The organism is Streptococcus atopicus (assembly GCF_049166725.1).
Lineage (GTDB): Bacteria > Bacillota > Bacilli > Lactobacillales > Streptococcaceae > Streptococcus > Streptococcus hominis.
On sequence record NZ_JBMHFC010000001.1, the window covers coordinates 114001 to 135631 of the forward strand.

19 protein-coding genes and 2 pseudogenes are annotated in these 21631 nt (G+C 37.0%); all 21 read left to right on the top strand.

Annotation, left to right across the window (positions count from 1 at the left end; genetic code table 11):
- The first annotated feature begins 4 nt into the window (after positions 1-4).
- The 21 genes and pseudogenes from ACOMA9_RS00510 to ACOMA9_RS00610 all read left to right on the top strand — a co-directional run bounded on the left by ACOMA9_RS00510 (position 5) and on the right by ACOMA9_RS00610 (position 21624).
- Positions 5-1102, top strand: coding sequence for an NAD(P)/FAD-dependent oxidoreductase (locus ACOMA9_RS00510; protein WP_330945031.1), 1098 nt, complete (start codon positions 5-7; stop codon positions 1100-1102).
- Positions 1103-1579, top strand: a pseudogene (locus ACOMA9_RS00515) (NUDIX domain-containing protein). It begins immediately after the preceding gene.
- 18 nt (positions 1580-1597) lie between these two features.
- Positions 1598-2424: pseudogene (locus ACOMA9_RS00520) on the top strand (ZIP family metal transporter).
- Between the two features lie 201 nt (positions 2425-2625).
- Positions 2626-3495, top strand: a complete 870-nt coding sequence (rfbA, locus tag ACOMA9_RS00525) for a glucose-1-phosphate thymidylyltransferase RfbA (RefSeq protein ID WP_270206767.1) — start codon at positions 2626-2628, stop codon at positions 3493-3495.
- A gap of 3 nt (positions 3496-3498) precedes the next feature.
- A complete protein-coding gene (locus ACOMA9_RS00530) occupies positions 3499-4092 on the top strand; it encodes a dTDP-4-dehydrorhamnose 3,5-epimerase family protein (RefSeq protein WP_330945032.1) in 594 nt (197 codons plus the stop codon).
- A 30-nt stretch (positions 4093-4122) separates the two neighbouring features.
- On the top strand, positions 4123-5169 hold the full coding sequence (rfbB, locus tag ACOMA9_RS00535) for a dTDP-glucose 4,6-dehydratase (RefSeq protein ID WP_003039992.1): 1047 nt from the start codon (positions 4123-4125) through the stop codon (positions 5167-5169).
- Positions 5170-5203: 34 nt separating this feature from the next.
- Complete coding sequence (galE, locus tag ACOMA9_RS00540; RefSeq protein ID WP_330945033.1) at positions 5204-6223, top strand: UDP-glucose 4-epimerase GalE; 1020 nt, start codon at positions 5204-5206, stop codon at positions 6221-6223.
- A gap of 307 nt (positions 6224-6530) precedes the next feature.
- Positions 6531-7121, top strand: a complete 591-nt coding sequence (locus tag ACOMA9_RS00545) for a class I SAM-dependent methyltransferase (protein WP_270736278.1) — start codon at positions 6531-6533, stop codon at positions 7119-7121.
- Positions 7122-7239: 118 nt separating this feature from the next.
- Positions 7240-7935 carry a glycosyltransferase family 2 protein gene (locus tag ACOMA9_RS00550; RefSeq protein WP_270736276.1) on the top strand — a complete coding sequence of 232 codons (696 nt, stop codon included), beginning with the start codon at positions 7240-7242 and terminating at the stop codon, positions 7933-7935.
- A 2-nt stretch (positions 7936-7937) separates the two neighbouring features.
- On the top strand, positions 7938-8282 hold the full coding sequence (locus ACOMA9_RS00555) for a DUF2304 domain-containing protein (RefSeq protein ID WP_270736275.1): 345 nt from the start codon (positions 7938-7940) through the stop codon (positions 8280-8282).
- A complete protein-coding gene (locus tag ACOMA9_RS00560; protein WP_270736274.1) occupies positions 8269-9543 on the top strand; it encodes a lipopolysaccharide biosynthesis protein in 1275 nt (424 codons plus the stop codon). The genes ACOMA9_RS00555 and ACOMA9_RS00560 overlap by 14 nt, the downstream gene beginning before the upstream one ends.
- Positions 9536-10681: a glycosyltransferase gene (locus ACOMA9_RS00565; protein WP_330945034.1), complete on the top strand. Its 1146-nt coding sequence runs from the start codon at positions 9536-9538 to the stop codon at positions 10679-10681. The genes ACOMA9_RS00560 and ACOMA9_RS00565 overlap by 8 nt, the downstream gene beginning before the upstream one ends.
- Before the next feature lie 6 nt (positions 10682-10687).
- Entirely contained in the window at positions 10688-12205 is a 1518-nt protein-coding gene (locus tag ACOMA9_RS00570) for a DUF2142 domain-containing protein (RefSeq protein WP_330945035.1), read from the top strand.
- Between the two features lie 187 nt (positions 12206-12392).
- Entirely contained in the window at positions 12393-13319 is a 927-nt protein-coding gene (locus ACOMA9_RS00575) for a glycosyltransferase family 2 protein (RefSeq protein WP_330945036.1), read from the top strand.
- 72 nt (positions 13320-13391) lie between these two features.
- Positions 13392-14243 carry a dTDP-4-dehydrorhamnose reductase gene (rfbD, locus tag ACOMA9_RS00580; protein ID WP_421424331.1) on the top strand — a complete coding sequence of 284 codons (852 nt, stop codon included), beginning with the start codon at positions 13392-13394 and terminating at the stop codon, positions 14241-14243.
- A gap of 102 nt (positions 14244-14345) precedes the next feature.
- A complete protein-coding gene (gene cps2T / locus ACOMA9_RS00585) occupies positions 14346-15494 on the top strand; it encodes a beta 1-4 rhamnosyltransferase Cps2T (protein ID WP_151380552.1) in 1149 nt (382 codons plus the stop codon).
- Positions 15491-16426 carry a glycosyltransferase family 2 protein gene (locus tag ACOMA9_RS00590; protein WP_330945037.1) on the top strand — a complete coding sequence of 312 codons (936 nt, stop codon included), beginning with the start codon at positions 15491-15493 and terminating at the stop codon, positions 16424-16426. Before cps2T ends, ACOMA9_RS00590 begins: the two co-directional genes overlap by 4 nt.
- 2 nt (positions 16427-16428) lie before the next feature.
- On the top strand, positions 16429-17232 hold the full coding sequence (locus ACOMA9_RS00595; protein ID WP_247906828.1) for an ABC transporter permease: 804 nt from the start codon (positions 16429-16431) through the stop codon (positions 17230-17232).
- Positions 17232-18446 (top strand): ABC transporter ATP-binding protein, encoded by a 1215-nt coding sequence (locus ACOMA9_RS00600; protein ID WP_270206752.1) that lies wholly within the window; start codon positions 17232-17234, stop codon positions 18444-18446. Before ACOMA9_RS00595 ends, ACOMA9_RS00600 begins: the two co-directional genes overlap by 1 nt.
- A gap of 17 nt (positions 18447-18463) precedes the next feature.
- Entirely contained in the window at positions 18464-19861 is a 1398-nt protein-coding gene (locus ACOMA9_RS00605) for a glycosyltransferase family 2 protein (RefSeq protein ID WP_270736263.1), read from the top strand.
- Complete coding sequence (locus tag ACOMA9_RS00610) at positions 19858-21624, top strand: rhamnan synthesis F family protein (protein ID WP_247905750.1); 1767 nt, start codon at positions 19858-19860, stop codon at positions 21622-21624. The genes ACOMA9_RS00605 and ACOMA9_RS00610 overlap by 4 nt, the downstream gene beginning before the upstream one ends.
- The last annotated feature ends 7 nt before the right edge of the window (positions 21625-21631 follow it).

Consider the following 21631-nt stretch of genomic DNA (forward strand, 5'->3'; position numbering starts at 1 on the left):
TTGTATGAAAAAAGTAGCGATTATTGGAGCAGGGATTGTCGGATCAACTGCTGCCTATTATCTATCGAAAAATCCTGCTTATCAGGTGACAGTTTTTGACTATGGTCAAGGTCAGGCAACCAAGGCAGCGGCTGGTATTATTAGTCCGTGGTTTTCTAAGCGGCGCAATAAAGCATGGTATCGCATGGCGCGACTGGGAGCAGATTTTTATCTGGATTTGATAGTTGATTTACAGAAGGACGGTTTTGCAACGGAGTTTTACCAACAGACCGGCGTCTTTTTGCTGAAGAAAAAGGAGGAAAGTTTGGAAATACTCTATGACTTGGCAAACCAACGGCGAAAAGAGTCACCGCTCATTGGCGACTTGCGGCTGCTTTTACGAGCGGAAGCGGCAGAGTATTTTCCGAGGCTTCAAGGGTTTGACCGGCTACTCTATGCTTCTGGAGGAGCACGCGTGGAAGGCTCATTATTGACTCAGGCTTTGCTTGCGGCTAGAGGTGCAGAAGTAATTCAAAAGAAAGTAAGTTTGGACATTCGAGATGGGGCTTTCTGGGTTGATAGTTGTTGTTTTGACCAAGTTATATTGGCAACAGGAGCTTGGTTGCCTGAGCTTCTGAAACCATTAGGTTATCAGGTGGATGTTCGTCCACAAAAAGGTCAACTGCGAGATTATCAGACTGCTCTGGTGACAGATGATTATCCAGTTGTCATGCCAGAAGGAGAGCTAGATATTATTCCTTTTCAAAATGGCAAAATCAGTATGGGAGCTACTCACGAAAATGAAATGGGCTATGACCTCAAAGTAAATCAGGCTATGCTGGATGAAATGGAGCAGGAAGCACTTTACTATTTTCCTAGCTTGTCTCAGGCAAAAGTGGTGAGCGAACGGGTCGGAATTCGAGCCTATACTAGTGACTTTTCTCCTTTCTTTGGTCAGGTGCCAAATCTTCCGCAGGTACTTGCAGCCGGTGGCTTAGGTTCTTCTGGCTTGACGACAGGTCCTCTCATCGGATATCATTTAGCTCAGATGGTTCAGGGAAAAAGTGGTAGTTTAAATCCAGCGGATTATCCCATTGAAAGATATATTAAGAAAGAGAAATAGATGACAGAGAATATTTTAAATTGGGTCAATGTTTGTGTGAAAAAAGGGAATCAAGTTCTCTTGCTCAATCGACAGCATGATGATTTTAAAGGTTGGATTCAGCCAGGTGGAAAAGTTGAGTTTCCAGAATCTTTTTTTGAAGCAGCAGCTCGTGAGTTGAAAGAGGAAACAGGACTGATAGCTTTGAATTTACAGCTTAAAGGCATTTCGGGTTTTACCAATCAAACAAAAGCAGAGCGCTATGTCTATTATGATTTTCTCTGCGAGGAATTTGACGGGGAACTACTAACGGAATCACGGTAAGGTCAGCCCAAATGGTGGTCAATTGATGAGTTGGATTCACTACCCATGCAGGATGACATCAGAGATAGGCTTCCTTTGTACTGGCGAAAAGGCTCCTTTGAGCGGATTCACTATTGGAATGAAGAGAACCATTGCATCAAAGAAACCAAGACGATATTGTATGATGAAAGATAATGAGGAGATGAAGTTGTTATGAACTGGTTGCAGGAGCAGCCTGTGGTGCTACAGGCTTTTTTGGCGGGGCTCTTTACATGGGGCTGTACCATTGTAGGCTCTGCGGTTGTCTTTTTCTTTAAAACAGTCAGTCGTAAGCTGCTGGATATTATGATGGGATTTGCAGCTGGTGTCATGATTGCAGCTTCATTTTGGTCGCTCTTGCAGCCTTCAATTGAGTATGCAAAAGGTAACTATGGAGTCTGGTCTTGGATGCCAGCCGCCCTTGGTTTTCTGTTGGGTGGTTTCTTCTTGCGCTTTATTGATGCGGTAGTACCCCATTTACACCTTAGCAAGAAGGATGTATCTGAGGCAGAAGTCTGCCGGAGCACAGCCGGAATAAACTGTCCAAAACGGCCCTGCTTTTTCTGGCTATTACCATACACAATTTTCCAGAAGGCTTGGCAGTAGGAGTGGCTTTTGGTGCCTTATCCAGCAATTCCAGTCCGGAAGTTTTTATCGGAGCTGTAGGTCTGGCTCTGGGAATCGGTCTCCAAAATGTGCCGGAAGGGGCAGCCTTGTCCATTCCTATACGGACAGACGGGGAATCGCGTCTTAAAGCTTTTTACTGGGGTTCAATGTCGGCTATTGTTGAGCCTATCGGAGCTATCCTTGGTGCTTATGCGGTTATGGCAATGACGGCTATTCTACCCTATGCCCTGTCTTTTGCGGCGGGAGCCATGATTTTCGTCGTCGTGGAGGAGCTGATACCAGACTCTCAAACTAATGGCAATACAGATGTTGCGACTTTAGGTCTCATGGTGGGCTTTGTGTTGATGATGGTATTGGATGTGGCTTTAGGATAGCAGATACTTTTTTGAGACCAATCGTATATTTTATCAGCCTATTTAGATAACAGCAGTTCTACTTTGACTGATTTTTTGTTTCGTTTTGGATTTTCATTAAGTATGAGAGACTTTAAATGAAAGCACTCTCTTTCTTGAGGGATGACATCCGCTTTCAAAAATGGTAAAATAAAGAGAATACATTAAGAGAGGAAACTCATTATGAAAGGTATTATTCTTGCAGGCGGCTCGGGTACACGTTTATATCCTTTAACTAGAGCCGCGTCTAAACAACTCATGCCGGTTTATGATAAACCCATGATTTATTATCCGCTATCAACCCTCATGCTGGCTGGTATCAAGGACATCTTGATTATCTCAACACCAACAGATCTTCCTCGCTTTGAAGATTTGTTGGGTGATGGCTCGGAGTTTGGTATCAAACTTTCTTACGCTGAGCAACCAAGTCCAGATGGCTTGGCGCAAGCCTTTATCATCGGTGCTGATTTTATCGGAGATGACCATGTGGCTTTGATTTTAGGTGATAATATTTATCATGGCCCAGGTCTTAGTAAAATGCTGCAAAAAGCTGCTTCAAAGGAAAATGGAGCTACTGTTTTTGGTTATCAAGTGAAAGATCCAGAGCGTTTCGGTGTGGTTGAATTTGATGAAAATATGAATGCCATCTCTATCGAAGAAAAACCAGAACAGCCACGTTCTAACTATGCAGTTACAGGCCTTTATTTCTATGACAATGACGTAGTAGAAATTGCTAAAAATATCAAGCCTAGTCCACGTGGAGAGCTGGAAATCACTGATGTCAATAAGGCTTACTTAGACCGCGGCGATTTGTCTGTTGAGCTTATGGGACGTGGTTTTGCTTGGTTGGACACCGGTACACATGAGAGCTTGTTAGAAGCTGCTCAATACATTGAAACCGTCCAACGTATGCAAAATGTTCAAGTAGCAAACTTAGAGGAAATTGCTTACCGTATGGGTTATATTACCAAAGAACAAGTACATAATTTGGCACAATCACTTAAAAAGAACGAATACGGTCATTACTTATTGCGCTTGATTGGAGAAGAATAAAACATGTCTGAACAATTTTTTGAAAAAAAATTAGCAGCCCGTAAGATTGAAGCCATTCCTGGCATGCTGGAATTTGATATTCCAGTTCATGGGGACAATCGTGGCTGGTTCAAGGAAAACTTTCAAAAAGAAAAAATGGTACCCCTTGGTTTTCCAGAAAGCTTTTTTGCAGAAGGTAAGCTTCAAAACAATGTCAGCTTTTCCCGCAAAAATGTGCTCCGTGGTCTTCATGCAGAACCTTGGGATAAGTACATTTCTGTCGCAGATGGCGGAAAAGTTCTCGGTTCTTGGGTTGATTTGCGTGAAGGGGAAACATTCGGAAATACCTACCAAACGGTCATTGATGCCAGCAAAGGGATTTTCGTTCCTCGCGGTGTAGCAAATGGCTTTCAAGTATTGTCAGATACGGTTTCTTATAGCTATTTGGTCAATGACTACTGGGCATTGGAATTGAAACCTAAGTATGCCTTTGTCAACTATGCAGACCCAGCTTTAGGCATCCAGTGGGAAAACCTAGAAGCAGCAGAAGTCTCAGAAGCAGATAAGAATCATCCAATGCTTAAGGATGTTAAACCTTTGACCAAAGATATGTTATAATACCCTCAGAAAATAGGAGAAAATCTTTTCATGACTGAATATAAAAATATTGTAGTGACAGGTGGTGCTGGTTTTATCGGCTCTAACTTTGTCCATTATGTGTACAATAACTTTCCAGATGTGCATATTACCGTTCTGGATAAACTGACTTATGCTGGTAACCGTGCCAATATTGAAGAAATTCTAGGCGACCGCGTGGAGTTGGTTGTTGGAGACATTGCAGACGCAGCGATTGTTGACCAAGTGGCTAAGAATGCGGATGCTATTGTTCACTATGCGGCAGAAAGCCATAATGACAACTCACTTAATGACCCACGTCCGTTTATTGATACGAACTTTGTCGGAACTTATACGCTTCTTGAAGCGGCTCGTAAATACGATCTTCGTTTCCACCATGTATCTACTGACGAAGTTTATGGTGACCTTCCTCTTCGTGAAGATCTTCCGGGGCATGGTGAAGGACCAGGTGAAAAATTCACCCCAGAAACCAAATACAATCCAAGCTCACCTTATTCTTCAACTAAGGCAGCTTCTGATTTGATTGTCAAGGCTTGGGTGCGCTCTTTCGGTGTTAAGGCAACCATTTCTAACTGTTCAAACAACTACGGACCATATCAACACATCGAAAAATTTATTCCGCGTCAGATTACCAATATCCTTTCAGGCATTCGTCCAAAACTTTATGGGGAAGGAAAGAATGTTCGTGACTGGATTCATACCAATGACCATTCATCAGGGGTTTGGACCATTCTCACAAAAGGGAAGATTGGGGAAACCTACCTAATTGGTGCAGATGGTGAGAAGAATAACAAAGAAGTGCTAGAGCTCATTCTTAAAGAAATGGGACAACCAGCTGACGCTTACGACCATGTAACAGACCGTGCTGGACATGATTTGCGCTATGCTATTGATGCTAGCAAGTTGCGTAATGAACTGGGCTGGAAGCCAGAATTTACCAACTTTGAGGCTGGATTGAAAGAAACTATAAAATGGTATACAGACCACCAAGATTGGTGGAAAGCTGAAAAAGAAGCTGTCGAAGCTAACTATGCTAAGACTCAAAAAGTGTTGAAATAAACTAGTATTGAATCTTTGTCTTTAAAGGAGAATCATGAAACATAAAATTTTAGTAACAGGTGGAGCGGGATTTATCGGAACTCACACCGTTATTGAGTTAGTTAATGCTGGACACGAAGTTGTTATTGTTGATAATCTAGTGAACAGCAGTAAAAAAAGTGTAGAAGTTGTAGAACGAATTGTTGGTCAAAAAATTCCATTTTATCAAGTGGACATTCGTGATAAGAAAGCCTTACTTGAAATCTTTAAATCAGAACAACCAACGGGTGTGATTCATTTTGCGGCGTTGAAAGCAGTCGGTGAATCAACACAAATTCCGCTGACTTATTACGAAAATAACATTACAGGAACGTTGACATTGCTACGTGTTATGGAAGAAGTTAATTGTAAAAATATCATTTTCAGCTCTTCTGCAACTGTCTATGGCGATCCTCATACCGTTCCAATTTTAGAAGATTTTCCTCTGTCAGTCACCAATCCTTACGGACGTACAAAACTGATGATTGAAGAAATGCTGACGGATATTTACAAAGCTGATGCAAACTGGAATGTTGTCTTGCTTCGGTATTTTAATCCAATTGGTGCTCATGAAAGTGGTGATTTGGGTGAAAATCCAAATGGCATTCCAAATAATCTCTTGCCATATGTGACGCAGGTTGCTGTTGGAAAATTAAAAGAAGTGCAAGTATTTGGTAATGACTATCCAACAGTTGATGGTACCGGCGTTCGTGACTATATTCACGTAGTGGATTTGGCAAAAGGACATGTGGCTGCTCTGCAAAAAATTGAAGGAACTGCTGGTCTAAATATCTATAACCTTGGTACCGGTAAAGGATACTCTGTTTTAGAAATTATCCAAAATATGGAAAGAGCAGTCGGAAAACCAATTCCTTACAAGATTGTTGACCGCCGCCCTGGTGACATTGCAACTTGCTATGCCGACTCTACAAAAGCAAAAGAGGAATTAGGCTGGGAAGCACAATTTGATATTACACGCATGTGCCAAGACGCTTGGCATTGGCAAAGCAAACACCCAAATGGATTTGATGACTAAATAAAAAATATATCAAATAGTAGACGAGGCTGGGATAGTAGTTTCTCAGCTTCGCTTTTTAAATAGAAATAAGCTTGATGCACAGTAGTTGATTACTCAAAACATTGCGTTGAAGTTGCGAATAATGCTTGCGAGGTATTTTCTATTCAAGCTTGTGAGAAGTATCTAATCAACCTTGTGGAAGTTGACCAGAACTCGCTGTTCTGAAGTTTTTGCATGATGACTTGAAAGTAAATTTACTAAAAAATTAGAAAACCAGTTAAGCATTTTTCTAGTGGAATAATGTTCTTTGTGTTAAACTAAAAATATGGAACATCATTTTAATCATAAAGCAGGATCATTCGATTCTCCAAAAAATATATTTATTGCCAATCTTATTCGCCAAGAAGTGGAGAAACAAATTGTAGATTTCTCTGACAAGTGCATTTTAGATTTTGGCGGTGGTACAGGATTGGTGAGCCTGCCATTGGCAACTCAATCCAAGTCAGTCATGCTTGTTGATATTTCTGAAAAAATGCTTGAGCAAGCTCGCCTAAAAGTGGAAAAACAAGCTATTGAGAATGTTTATTTGTTACAGCAGGATTTGTTGACAAAACCATTAAACCAATTATTTGACATCATCGTGGTTAGTCGTGTTCTTCATCATATGCCAAATATTGAGAAGACTCTAGCGATGTTTAGAAATCATCTTGTAGAAGACGGACAACTTTTTATTGCAGATTTTGTTAAAACAGACGTAAATTATCATGGCTTTCATCTTGATGAATTGGAAGAAAACTTATCTCAGAATGGTTTTCTGCCTGTCAAATCTCAGATAATTTATAGTGCAGAGGAACTCTTTTTAGGAAATTATGCAGAGCTTTTCTTGACATTAGCACAAAATCACTCGTTTGCATGACGAGTGATTTTGGTTTGTATTTATAGTGAATTTCTTGATTTTTTTATGGAAATAGTAGAAAACGGCGCGTGGATATAGTATAATGGGGTTATATAATTTTGAAGGAGAATGAGATTAAGTGAAATCTTCGGATTTATTGATTATTATCCCTGCCTACAATGAAGAAGGCTCTATTGAGAATGTTGTCAATAATATCATCAGGAATTATTCACAATATGATTATGTGATTATCAATGATGGTTCTAAAGATAAGACATCATCTATTTGCCATCAGAAAAATTTTAATATTGTTGATTTGCCGGTTAACTTAGGTCTTGCTGGTGCTTTTCAAACAGGGTTAAGATATGCTTATGAAAACGGATATAAAAAAGCAGTTCAGTTTGACGCTGATGGTCAGCACTTAGCAGAATACATTCGTGTTTTGGAAGAAAAGGCGGATGAGGGATTTGAATTGGTAATTGGGTCACGTTTTGTGACTGAAAAGAGAGATTCCTCACTTCGTATGTTAGGAAATACCTTGATTAGTGCAGCAATAAAATTAACAACTGGAAAAACGATAAATGATCCAACTTCAGGGATGAGATTATTTACAGAAGGTTTAATAAAAGAGTTTGCTCTAAATGTTAACTACAGTCCAGAGCCTGATACAGTATCATATCTGTTGAACAATGGTGTAAAAGTTGCAGAAGTTCAAGTTCTTATGCAGGAACGACAAGCAGGAGAAAGCTATTTAACTTTGTCTCGTTCTATAAAATATATGGTTCACATGTTTGTTTCGATTTTAATTATTCAAAACTTTAGGAAAAGAGGATAAAAATGACAATTTGGTTTCAATTTGTATTGATCGTAGTGTCTATTTCAACATGCCTATTTATTCTGCAAAACATTAGAAAATCTCAAGTACAGATTAATGACACAATTTTTTGGGTATTTTTCTCTATAATATTATTGATTTTTAGTCTATTCCCAAGTTTGGCGGAAACAATTGCTGCTTCTTTAGGAATTGCGTCCGCTGTTAATTTTATCTTTCTTTTTATGATTTTTCTTTTGTTAGTAAATCAATTTCAATTAACTGTTCGTTTATCAAAATTAGATACGAAGTTCAAAAATTTAGTGCAAATTCTTGCATTGAAAGGCATAAAGAACGATGATAGAAAATAGGTCTACCAAGAAAAAAATTTACTTTTGGAACTTATTAGGTAATCTTGCAGCTGCAGCAGTTTCTGTAGTTTATTTATTAATTGTGACTCGCTTACAGCCTGCTGAAGTTGCAGATCATTATAGTTTAGCAACCTCAGTTGGGAATTTATGGGTAATTATTGGTCTTTTTCAAGTCAGAAATTATCAGTCCACCGATATAAATCAGACACACAGCTTTACAGCCTATTTCTCGACTCGTCTATTGACAATCTCTTTTATGTTATTGACGATAGTCCCTTATCTGCTAATGATTGATTACGATCTATCTGTTTTATCATTTGCTATTGTAATTTTGTTAATTTTTTATCGAGTATCTGATGCATTATCCGATGTTTTCCAAGGGTTATTTCAGCAGGTTGATCGGCTTGATATAGCTGGTAAATCAATGTTTTACAGATACGGGCTAAGTGTTATAATATTGTTTTCTTCCTTACTTATAACAAAGTCTATCATTTTAGCCTTATCCCTTGTAGCTCTTTTCAATCTCTTCTTTGTCGTTTTTTATGACTATTCCCATTCTTTAAAAATCACAACAATTAATTGGTCTTCCATATTTTCTAAAGATAATTTCCTAGAGTGTAGAAAAATTTTAGAATTATGTTTGCCACTATTTTTTTATGGTTTCCTTTTAACTCAGATTTTTAATGAACCTAGATTAGTTATTGCTTCTGAGATGAAAAAAGGTATTTTAGCTGAAGGCTTGCAACGTGATTACAACATTTTATTTATGCCAGTCTTTTTTATGAATTTGTGCTTTATGGTTATCAGGCCATTGATTACTGACTTAGCCAAGCTTTGGTCAATCAGGAAATTTAAAAAATTTGATCGAATTCTACTAAAAGTACTTTTGGTATTATTGGGTGGAGGTTTACTTATCACGGCTCTAGCCTATTTATGTGGTATTCCTGTGCTAGAAATGGTATTTGGGGTTGATTTATCAAATTATACCTTAACTTTAACTTTACTTGTGTTTTCAGGAATCCTGTATGCTATTGCTACATTTTTTGAGAATATATTAACAATATTTAGAAAACATTTTTATCTAGCTATTGTATATATTGCTATGTTTGCAATTTCAAAACTTATTACTAGCGAACAAGTTCAGAGTCGAGGTTTATTAGGTGCGGCAATTAGTTTTTTTATTGTCATGCTTACTTATGTTATCGGAAATGGATTAATGTATCTGTTTGCTAGATATAGAAAGAGAATGAAAAATGAATAGAGACATTATTTTTGTTACCCATCATCTTGGAGGCCTTGGTGGTGTACAAAGAGTTGTAGATCAACTGGCTGAAAGTTTTGCAACTGACGGAAATAGAGTAACTGTATTTGGTTGTGGTGTTCAAGCAGGTGAAAGTTATCAGAAAACATCAAAAAATTATGAAGAAGTATTGTTATACTCTCAAGACATCTTCTTTCAAAAACCTTGGATTTTTTTTCAAGAAAAATTTATTAATAAAAAATTAGAAAAGAATTTGATTCAAGTCTTAGATAGGGCTAAAAATCCTATTGTTATTCTTGCTAATCCAATTGTTTATTTATTGATGGAGAAAGTGATAAAATCTTACTCAAGCAAGGCTATATTTATTGGACAAATGCATAGTTCTGCTGATTTTGTTTTTGATTCAAAGGGTCTATACTCTGTTTACCCTTATTTAATAAAAAACAAGTATCCCAAACTAGATAAGATACTTTTTCTATCAACTGCCTATTCGAAACAGATTAGTGAAGTATATCAAATACCTATTAAGAAAATGGGAGCAATTGCAAATCCCTTACCTCGCTATATTAATATTTCTAACAGTGAAACTAGTTTTAATAAATCGATTATTTCATTTGTTGGACGCCTGGATCCAGTTAAGCAAATTGATCATACTATTTTAGCTTTTTCTAAAATCCAACAATATTTCCCCGATATCACTTTGGAAATCTACGGCGAGGGGATTGAGAGACAAAAGTTAGAAGCTTTAATCCAATCACTTTCTTTAGAAGAGTTTGTTAAACTGAAAGGGAGAACGAATAAAGTTTTAGAAGTTTATCAAAAATCATTCTTTACTCTATTGACATCAAAATCTGAGGCTTTTGGCATGTCAGTGGTTGAATCTTTTATGGCTGGAACTCCGGCAATAACCTATAATTGTAGTCAAGGGGTTGAGGAGATTCAATCGGCTACTCCAGAACTTCTAGTAAACAATTCTATTGAAGAGTTAGCTAATAAAATGAAATTTTATCTACAAAATCCTCATCTATTAGAAGGACTTGCCGTTAAGGGAAGGAATCATATTATTAATTCTTATTCAGAGGATAAAATTTTAAATCAATGGTATCGTCTGTTTGAAGAACTAGACAAGGAAAAATAGAAAACGATGGAAAAAAGATTATCTAAATTTTCACATTCTTTTCTTAAAGAATTATATGAAAAGAAATATTATTTAATTGCTATTTGGGTAACATTGATTGTAACTTATGTATACTTTGATGGCCATTTAGAGGTCCTTCCAAAGAGAACTTTTCTGTTGCTGGGGATTTCTTTAAGCACTCTTTTATTTATAAAAGGAAAAGTGTATAACAAGGTTTTCTCTATTATAATGCTGACTGGAGTTTTCTTTTGTTTTTATACTCCTGTAATGGATTCACCAGATGAAAATTTTCATTATTCAAGATCCTTATATATCAGTGAAGGTCATCTCTATTTACCGAGTAATAAACAAGAATTATTAGTCTCATCGGATATTTCAGATGTTGAAACAGTTTTTAAAAAACCTCTGGTGAATACTGATCTAGGGAGAAAAGAAGTGTCTTCTAAAAAAGTTCAGTATAATAATTTAGCTAATACAAATGGATATTCTTTTGTAAGTTATTTGCCACAAACCTTGGGGATATTAATAGCAAAGGTATTTCATTTAAGTATTTTTGCCTCAATTTTACTAGGTAGATTTTTTAACCTATTAACTTTTGCTCTCCTATGTAGATTTGCTATTAAGAAATCCGGTCCACGTCAACAAATCTTTGGTATTTTAGCAATTGTACCAATTAATGTTTATATTGCTGCTTCCTTTAATCAGGATGCAGTGGCAAATGGCCTTATATTTTTAGCAATTAGCCTGTTTTATTCCTTCTTAGATAAGGATAAGGTTAGCTATAAAGATTTATTTATTTATTTCCTATTATCTGTATTAATAGCCTTGTCTAAATTACCGTATGTGTTATTAATTGGCTTACTTTTATTCATTCCTAAAGAGAAGATGTCTCGGAAGAAGTATTTAACGGTAGTATTATTGATAGGAACGGCAGCCTTGTGTAGTTTACTGTGGTTAAAAATAACAAGTGGACTAAACTTAAATGTTATTCATGTAAATCCACAGATAAATCCAATAGAAAAAATTAAGTATACGATTGAAAATATGCCTGAGTTTATTCGAATGATGGTAAAAGAGGGTGTAAACTTTATTCCTTTTAAACTTCAGTCTCTCTTTACTTTTGGTTGGCTTGCATATGATGTCAAATCTTTTATTTGGTTCTATTTAGTTTTCATTAGTATTGTGATTTTAATTTCTCCTAAAGCGCCTAAAATGAAAAAAATTAGTAAATTGGGTGTCTGGTTAGTTGCATTGGGCATTATCTTTGGCATTCTCATGACTGCCTATTTAATGTGGGGAGAAATAACGGATATGTCTATCAAAGGAATACAAGGAAGGTACTTTTCAGGTGTCTTTGTCTTACTTGCATTGGCTGTCAATGTTTCTGCTCAGCTAATGATTCAAGATAACAATCTCTCCATAAAAGAATACCAAAAAGAAAAGGTTGAAAATTTTTTGTTCTTTGTAGCAACATTATTCATAATGGTGAGTCTGCTAACGACGATCATTCAATATTATCTTTGATATGAGAATACAAATTAGGAAAAACTTTTGCTCTAAGGCGGAAGTTTTTTTAAAAATATAATTATAGAGTATTGATTTAATATGTAATAGGAAAATCTTAATTTTTCACTTGGGGATAATACCTATTGGCATTATAATTTGACTTTTCAATAGTGAGACTATACAATAGAACGATAAAGGAGTAACTATGACAATTTCAATCATCGTTCCTTGTTTTAACGAGGAAGAGTCGCTTCCGTTGTTTTATGCGGAAATGGAAAAAATTAAACCACAGATAAATGATCATTTTGAATACATCTTTGTCAATGACGGCTCAAAAGATAGAACTTTAGCTATTTTACGAGAACTCAGTCAGAAAAATAATAGTGTTCGTTATCTTTCTTTTTCGAGAAATTTTGGAAAAGAAGCAGCTCTGTATGCAGGTCTCAAACATGCAACTGGTGATTTAGTGACTGTCATGGATGCGGATTTGCAAGATCCTCCGGAACTTTTACTCACAATGAAATCTATGTTGGAGAAGAATCTAGATTTGGATTGTGTAGGAACGCGAAGAACAACGCGTGATGGGGAACCACCAATTCGTAGTTTTTTTGCTAAGATGTTTTATAAATTGATCAATAAAATTAGTCAAGTTGAAATGGTGGATGGTGCGCGTGATTTCCGTCTCATGCGCAGACAAATGGTAGAGGCCATTTTAGAAGTTTCTGAGTACAATCGTTTTTCCAAGGGAATATTCGCATGGGTTGGATTTAAAACAGAATATTTGGAGTATAAGAATGTGGAACGAGTTGCAGGAAAAACCAGTTGGAGTTTCTGGCAATTATTGAATTATTCTTTAGAAGGGATTATCAACTTTTCAGATGCCCCTTTGACAATAGCTTTTTTGGGAGGTGTTGCTGCCTGTTTATTGGCATTCTTCCTTATCATGATTGTCATTGTTCGTACGTTGATTTTTGGCGATCCAACATCTGGCTGGCCTTCTATGGTGTCGATTATTCTTTTTCTAGGTGGTTTTCAGTTGTTGACAATTGGCATTCTTGGTAAATACATTGGGAAAATTTTCATGGAAACCAAAAAAAGACCAATTTACGTGATTAAAGAGAAGAGCGAGTAGAAAGCAGATTTTTTCTGCTTTTTTTGATATAATGGATTCGTTGAATGTTTATTATTCAGAAAGGAATTTCAAATGATTTTAATTACAGGAGCTAACGGACAGCTTGGGACAGAACTTCGTTATCTTTTAGATGAACGCAACGAAGAGTATGTGGCAGTTGACGTGGCAGAAATGGATATTACAAATGCCGAAATGGTTGAGAAGGTTTTTGCAGAAGTGAAGCCAAGTCTTGTCTACCACTGTGCTGCCTATACAGCTGTGGACGCAGCAGAAGATGAAGGTAAAGAACTGGATTATGCAATCAATGTCACAGGAACTGAAAATGTTGCTAAAGCAGCAGAAAAGCATGGTGCAACACTTGTTTACATTTCTACAGACTATGTTTTTGCTGGAGATAAGCCAGTTGGGCAGGAATGGGAGGTAGACGATCAACCAGACCCTCAGACAGAATATGGTCGCACGAAGCGCATGGGAGAGGAATTGGTTGAGAAATATTCTAGCCGTTTCTACATTATCCGCACAGCTTGGGTCTTTGGAAATTATGGAAAGAACTTTGTTTTCACTATGCAAAATTTAGCGAAAACACATAAAACTCTGACTGTTGTCAACGATCAACACGGTCGTCCGACTTGGACGCGTACGTTGGCTGAATTTATGACGTACTTAGCAGAAAATCAAAAAGAATTTGGCTATTATCATTTGTCAAATGATGCCACAGAAGATACGACTTGGTATGACTTTGCAGTGAAAATCTTAAAAGATACAGATGTCGAAGTTTTGCCAGTAGACTCTAGTAAGTTTCCAGCGAAAGCGAAGCGACCACTCAACTCTACCATGAGTATAGCTAAAGCTAAGGCAACCGGCTTTGTCATCCCAACTTGGCAAGATGCCCTCAAAGAATTTTATAAACAAGGAAAGAAATAAGGTAGAAGCAGCCGAAAGGTTGCTTTTCTATTTTATGTTACACAAACGATTTATAAAGTGATATAATAGGTTAGATTGCAAAATCTTGAATTGAGGGAAATCATGAAACATGTATTCATCATCGGAAGTCGTGGCCTTCCTGCTAAATATGGTGGATTTGAAACCTTTGTTGAGAAATTAGTGGAGAACCGCATATCTCCTCAAATCCAATACCATGTAGCTTGTTTATCAGATGATGAAGCTTATCATCATTTTGATTACAAAGGCGTAGACTGTTTTACGATTAAAGCACCAAAACTTGGTCCAGCTCGTGTTATTGCTTATGATATGATGGCAATCAACTATGCACTTACGTTAGTCAAGCAGCAACAGATTGAGCATCCTATTTTCTATATCTTAGGGAATACTATTGGAGCTTTTATCGCACCTTTTGCACGAAAAATTCGCAATGCTGGCGGTCTCTTTTACATCAATCCCGATGGACTTGAGTGGAAGCGCGCTAAGTGGTCTAAGCCTGTTCAAAATTATCTCAAATATTCTGAGAAAGTGATGACCAAGCATGCCGATTTGGTGATTTCGGACAATCAAGGAATTGAAAGCTATATCCAGAAAGCTTATCCGTGGGCTAAAACCACTTTTATTGCCTATGGAACCGATTTGCGCTTGTCATCTTTAACTTCTCAGGATGAAAAAGTCCGACACTTTTTTGACACGTGGGCAAGTAAAGAAAAAAATTATTATTTGATTGTTGGGCGTTTTGTTCCTGAAAATAACTATGAAATTATCATTCGTGAGTTTATGAAGTCGCAGACGCAACGAGACTTGCTGATTGTATGCAATCAGCAAGGCAATGCTTATTTTGAAGAACTACGACAACAAACAAATTTTGACCAAGATAAGCGGATTAAGTTTGTCGGGACTGTTTATGATCAAGAATTATTGAAGTATATTCGCAATCAAGCGTTTGCTTATATTCATGGTCATGAGGTCGGCGGTACCAATCCTGGACTGCTGGAGGCGCTAGCTCAGACAGATTTGAATTTAGTGCTGGGTGTGGACTTTAACCGACAAGTGGCAAAAAAAACAGCCTTTTACTGGGATAAGAAAGAAGATAGCCTAGTTGATCTCCTTCATCAGGTGGATAAACAGTCTGACTTTTCAAATCTAGGTCAAGCTGCCAAAGAAAATATGAAAGAACACTACACTTGGGAAAAAATTGTGGGTGAGTACGAGGAATTATTTTTATTATGAAAGTGACGATTCTCATGTCCACCTACAATGGTGAGCGGTTTTTAGCAGAACAGATTGAAAGTATTCGGCAGCAGACCTATACAGACTGGCGGCTGTTAATCCGAGATGATGGTTCTAAAGACAGGACACGTGAGATTATTCAAGATTTTTGTCACAAAGATAATCGCATTCATTTTGTCAATCCTGATAGCGTTGAAAATCTTGGTGTTATCAAAAGTTTCTTTCATCTTTTGAAACATCAAATGTCAGATGTCTACTTTTTTAGTGACCAGGATGATGTTTGGTTGCCTGAGAAAGTAGAAATGCAGCTAGAAGAAGCGATTAAACACGATACCAGTCAGCCCTTGCTGGTTTACACGGATTTAAAAGTTGTAGATCAAGAGTTAAATGTTGTACATGAAAGTATGATTCGTACACAGTCTGACCATGCAAACACGGAACTGCTTCAAGAATTAACAGAAAATACTGTTACAGGCGGCGTTTCGATGATTAACCAAGCTCTGGCTGACTTATGGACAGGTCAAGAAGTTCATGACCTTCTCATGCATGACTGGTATTTGGCTTTGCTGGCAGCAGCTTTTGGTCATTTAGTCTATATAGACCAACCAAGTGAATTATATCGGCAACATTCCAATAATGTTTTAGGTGCAAGAACCCTCAGAAAAAGAATGCAGAATTGGATTCGCCCGCATATTCTCTTCGCAAAATATTGGAAATTGATTCAAGATAGCCAAGAACAAGCAAGGAATTTATTGGCCTTGTCTCTAACTGCTCAAAATAAAGAACTGATTGAAAATTTTGTGACAATCATGGAAGTCCCGTTTATGGATCGCTTGCGTCGTCTTCAAAAATATGGCTATCGAAAGAATCGTGCCTTCCATACTTTTGTCTTTACAACCCTAATTCTTACAAAATTTGCTTATAAGGAGTAATGATGGACTTATTTAGTCGAAAAAATATGATTCTCTTACGTGAGATGATTAAAACAGATTTTAAATTACGGTATCAAGGGAGCTTGATTGGCTATCTTTGGTCAATTTTAAAGCCCCTTCTAATGTTTACAATTATGTATTTTGTTTTTATTAGATTTCTTCGTTTAGGTGGGAATGTACCTCATTTTGCAGTGGCCCTTCTTTTAGCTAATGTTATCTGGTCTTTTTTTTCAGAAGCGACTTCAATGGGCATGGTTTCAATTGTTACCCGTGGAGATTTACTTCGGAAGTTGAACTTTTCTAAACATATTGTTGTTATTTCAGCAGTCGCAGGAGCAGCTATCAATTTTTCAATTAACCTTATAGTTGTTTTGATTTTTGCGCTTGCTAATGGGGTTCGCTTTACCATTTCTGCTTTATGGCTTCTTCCATTATTTGTAGAACTATTTCTCATTGCAAGTGGTTTAGCCTTTGTCTTAGCGACTCTTTTTGTTCGTTTTCGTGATTTATCTCAAATTTGGGAAGTCATGCTACAAGCTGGATTATATGCAACCCCCATTATTTATCCAATTAGTTTTATTGCAGATAAAAATCCTACGGCTGCAAAGCTTGTTATGATGAATCCATTAGCCCAAATCATTCAAGATATGCGCTATTTTCTGATTGATAAGGCAAATACTCCTATTTGGCAAATGATAAATAATAAGTTTATTGTAGCTATTCCATATTTATTACCATTTCTTATTTTTATAGTCGGTTTTTTGATATTTAATAAAAATGCTAAAAAATTTGCGGAGATTTTATAATGTCAGATAAAAAAATTGCAGTAAAAGTTGATCATGTTAGCAAATATTTTAAATTACCTACAGAAGCAACCAATAGTCTTCGTACAACGTTAGTGAATCGCTTTAGAGGAATTAAGGGATATAAAGAGCAGCATGTTTTAAAAGATATTAACTTTGAAGTTGAAGAAGGGGACTTCTTTGGGATTGTTGGTCGTAACGGTTCTGGGAAATCAACACTTTTGAAAATTATTTCTCAAATTTATGTTCCTGAAAAGGGGACAGTCACGGTAAACGGGAAAATGGTTTCCTTTATTGAACTCGGTGTCGGCTTTAACCCAGAATTAACTGGACGTGAAAATGTTTATATGAATGGTGCACTTCTTGGTTTTAGTACCAGTGAAATTGATAATATGTATGATGGTATTGTTGAATTTGCAGAGCTCGAAGAATTCATGAACCAAAAATTAAAAAACTACTCTAGTGGTATGCAAGTCCGCTTAGCCTTTTCAGTTGCTATTAAGGCACAAGGTGACGTCTTGATTTTGGATGAGGTTCTGGCAGTGGGTGATGAAGCTTTCCAACGCAAGTGCAATGATTACTTCATGGAACGTAAAAAATCAGGCAAGACGACCATTCTGGTGACCCATGACATGGGGGCCGTTAAGAAATATTGTAACCGTGCGGTGCTGATTGAAGACGGTTTAGTTAAAGCCTACGGGGAACCCTTTAATGTTGCCAATCAATACAGTTACGACAATACTGAACAAGTCATTGAAGACTCTGAAACTGATGATAAGGTGGAAGAAAAGGCGGTTCAAGTTGAAAATGTTAATGTTGAGCTTCACTCTCCAACTCGTATGACACCAAAAGAGAAAGTATCTTTCACCGTTTCTTATGATGTTCTTGAAGACGTTCAAACCTACATTGCTCTGTCTTTGACTGACATTGACCACAATATTTGGATTTATAATGATAATTCAATGAATTTTCCAACATCTGGAGCAGGGCACAAGCAAGTAACTTATGAGTGTTCGTTGCCAAATGTTAATAATTTGAAAATGAAATTAGAGGTTACTGTGCGTGATAAAGCAGGACAAATGCTTGGTTTTGCTGATAGTATACAGACACCGATTATTTGGATTAACCGTGATGATATTGCGCCAGATGACAAATCTGCCTTGGATTCCGCTAGTGGTTTAATTCAGCGAAACGGGAATTGGACATTTAATGATTAAAAGTTGAGGATATAACCATGCCAAAAGTGTCTGTTATTTGTACAAATTACAATAAGGGAAAGTGGATAGCAGATGCTATTGATAGTTTTTTGCGGCAAAAAACAAGTTTTGAATTTGAAATTATTTTAGTTGACGACTGTTCAACTGATGAGTCAATTGATATTATCCGCAATTATGGTCAGCGCTATCCTGATAAAATTCGTACTTTTTTCAATTCTGAAAATCAAGGGATTGCCAAAACTTGGGTTGCTATTTGTAAGGAAGCTCGTGGTCAGTATATTGCCCGTTGTGATGGGGATGATTACTGGATAGATGATGAGAAGTTGCAAAAACAGGTTGACTTGTTGGAAACTACACCAAATTCTAAATGGTCTAATACAGAGTTTGATATGGTGGATTCTTTTGGTAGAACAACACAGGCAGATGTCTTTAAAAACCAAGTTATTCCATTATTGACTTCTTACGAAGAGATGCTTGTTTTGAAAGGAATGACCATGGCTTCAACTTGGCTGGTTGACACTGAGTTGATGCATGAAGTTAATGACCTCATTGATATTAACACTGCGGACGATACTTTTAACATCCAGCTAGAATTATTTCGACGAACGACCCTGAGTTTTTTGCCAGACTCGACTACGGTCTATCGAATGGATCCAGAGTCGGATTCACGTACTCAGGATGATGCCAGGCTTCAACGGCGTTTTGAGCGTTTATTACAAACACAGTTGGAATATTTAGAAAAATATCCTTGTGATTACCAGCGTGCGCTTGAGCTATTACTTAAACAAGATAATCGTTTTGAAATTGCCCTGTCTCAAAAAAGTAATCTGGTATCACAGGTTGATAAGCAGTATGTGACGATTTATTTTTCAGGTGATGATGAAGAGTTTAGCCAAGAGCGAGTGCTGGAAATCCCTATGAAGTATCAGGATAGTTTTTCGTTTGATTTGCCAGAAGATACAGTGCGGCTGCGAATTGACCTTTCTGAAATTGAAAGCTTTTATAAACGTGTTTCCTTGGTTGCTAATGATTACCAAACAGAAATCCTTCCAAGTTTAACTAATGGCAAGTTAGTTGGTGACTATGTCTTTTTCAATCAACCTGATCCACAATTGATTTATGATATTTCGAAAATTAGAAAGAAAGATTTTACATTAAACTATTCAATGTTTAATGTAGATAATATTACTTCAAATGACTTTGTGGCAAAACTCCTAGCTAAGGATCTTTTTAAAGTATCGCAAGAACTAAAAGAACTTAGTTCTTATAAAGTTCAGTTTGAAATAGCTAGCCAAGAGCGTCTGCACTACAAGCAAGCTCTAGAAGAAATGGTCGTTCGTTACAATTTGGTTACCCATTCACGTCGTTGGACGATTCCAACAAAAATTATCAACTTTTTTAGGAGAAGAAAATGAAGCGTCTGCTTTTATATGTGCACTTTAATAAATATAATCGTGTGAGTTCGCATGTTTATTATCAACTGACACAGATGCGGCCTCTGTTTTCAAAGGTTATCTTTATCTCAAATAGCCAAGTTAGTGAGCGTGACCACCAGAAATTAGTTAATTTGCGTTTGATGGATAATTTTATCCAACGTGAAAATATTGGTTTTGATTTTGCAGCTTGGCGTGATGGTATGACTCATGTCAGCTTTGATGATATTACGACCTACGATGTTGTTACTATCATGAATGATACTTGTTTTGGTCCGCTTTGGGAGATCAAGGATTATTACCTCAAATATGAAGCTGATGACCAAGTTGATTTCTGGGGATTGACTAATAATCGTAGGACAAAAAAATCTCGTCAGACGCAGGGCTTTCCTGAGCATATCCAAAGTTACTTTATCACTTTTAAAAAGCCAGTTATTGTGTCTTTGGCTTTTAGAAAGTTTTGGGAAAATGTGAAAAATCATACTGATGTCCAAAAAGTTATCAATGATTATGAAACTAAGGTAACAACTACCTTCTTGGCTGCTGGTTTCCGCTATCAGACAGTCTTTGATACGGTTAATGAAGATACAACAGACATGCTTCACCCTGACTTTTCTTACTATAATCCAACGGCTATTTTAAAGCACAAGGTTCCTTTTATTAAGGTAAAAGCCATAGATGCTCACCAAGGTATTACACCTTATATTTTGGATGAGATTGCAGATAAAACCAACTATCCGATTGACTTGATTATTTCCCATATGTCAGAGGTTAATTTTCCAGACTTTAAGTACTTGTTAGGGCACAAGTTGGTTAAACAAGTTGCTCCTGCGGATTTATCTCGTAAGAAAATTGCAGTGCATCTGCATACTTTTTACGTTGACTTACTTGAAGAGTTTCTGAATGCTTTTGAGAAATCCTTTGATTTTGATTATGATCTTTTCATCACAACAGATATTGAGGAGAAGCACAAAGAAATTCAGGAAATCTTAGATCAACACAAGCGTCCAGCAGACATTCGTGTGACAGGAAATATTGGACGTGATGTGCTACCGATGCTCAAGCTCAAAGAAGACTTATCTCAGTATGACTACATCGGACATTTTCATACTAAAAAATCAAAAGAAGCGGATTTTTGGGCTGGGGAGTCTTGGCGTAAGGAACTCATTCAAATGTTGGTTTGTCCAGCCAATAACATTTTGTCAAATTTTGATAATGAGAAGTTGGGGATTATTATTGCAGACATTCCTACCTTCTTCCGTTACAACAAGATTGTGGATGCATGGAATGAGCATTTAATTGCTCCTGAGATGAATAATCTATGGGAACGTATGGGATTGACTAAAGTGATTGATTTTAATGATTTTCACAGTTTTGTCATGAGTTATGGAACTTTTGTTTGGTTCAAATATGACGCCCTCAAACCCTTATTTGAACTTGGTTTGACAGATGATGACGTGCCTGTGGAGCCATTGCCGCAAAATTCGATTCTACATGCCATTGAACGTTTATTGATTTACATCGCTTGGAATGAGCATTATGATTTTCGAATTTCTAAAAATCCAGCTCAGATCACAGCTTTTGTTGATAATAAATTGTTAAATGAGCGTGGAAATAGTGCTCCTAATACTTATGTTGACTTTACCTACATGGGTGGGATTAAAGGAGCTCTTAAATATATCTTTATCGGACCAGCTAGAGCAATTAAGTATATCGCTAAAAGAATTTTAAACAAAAAGAGATGAGAGTCGT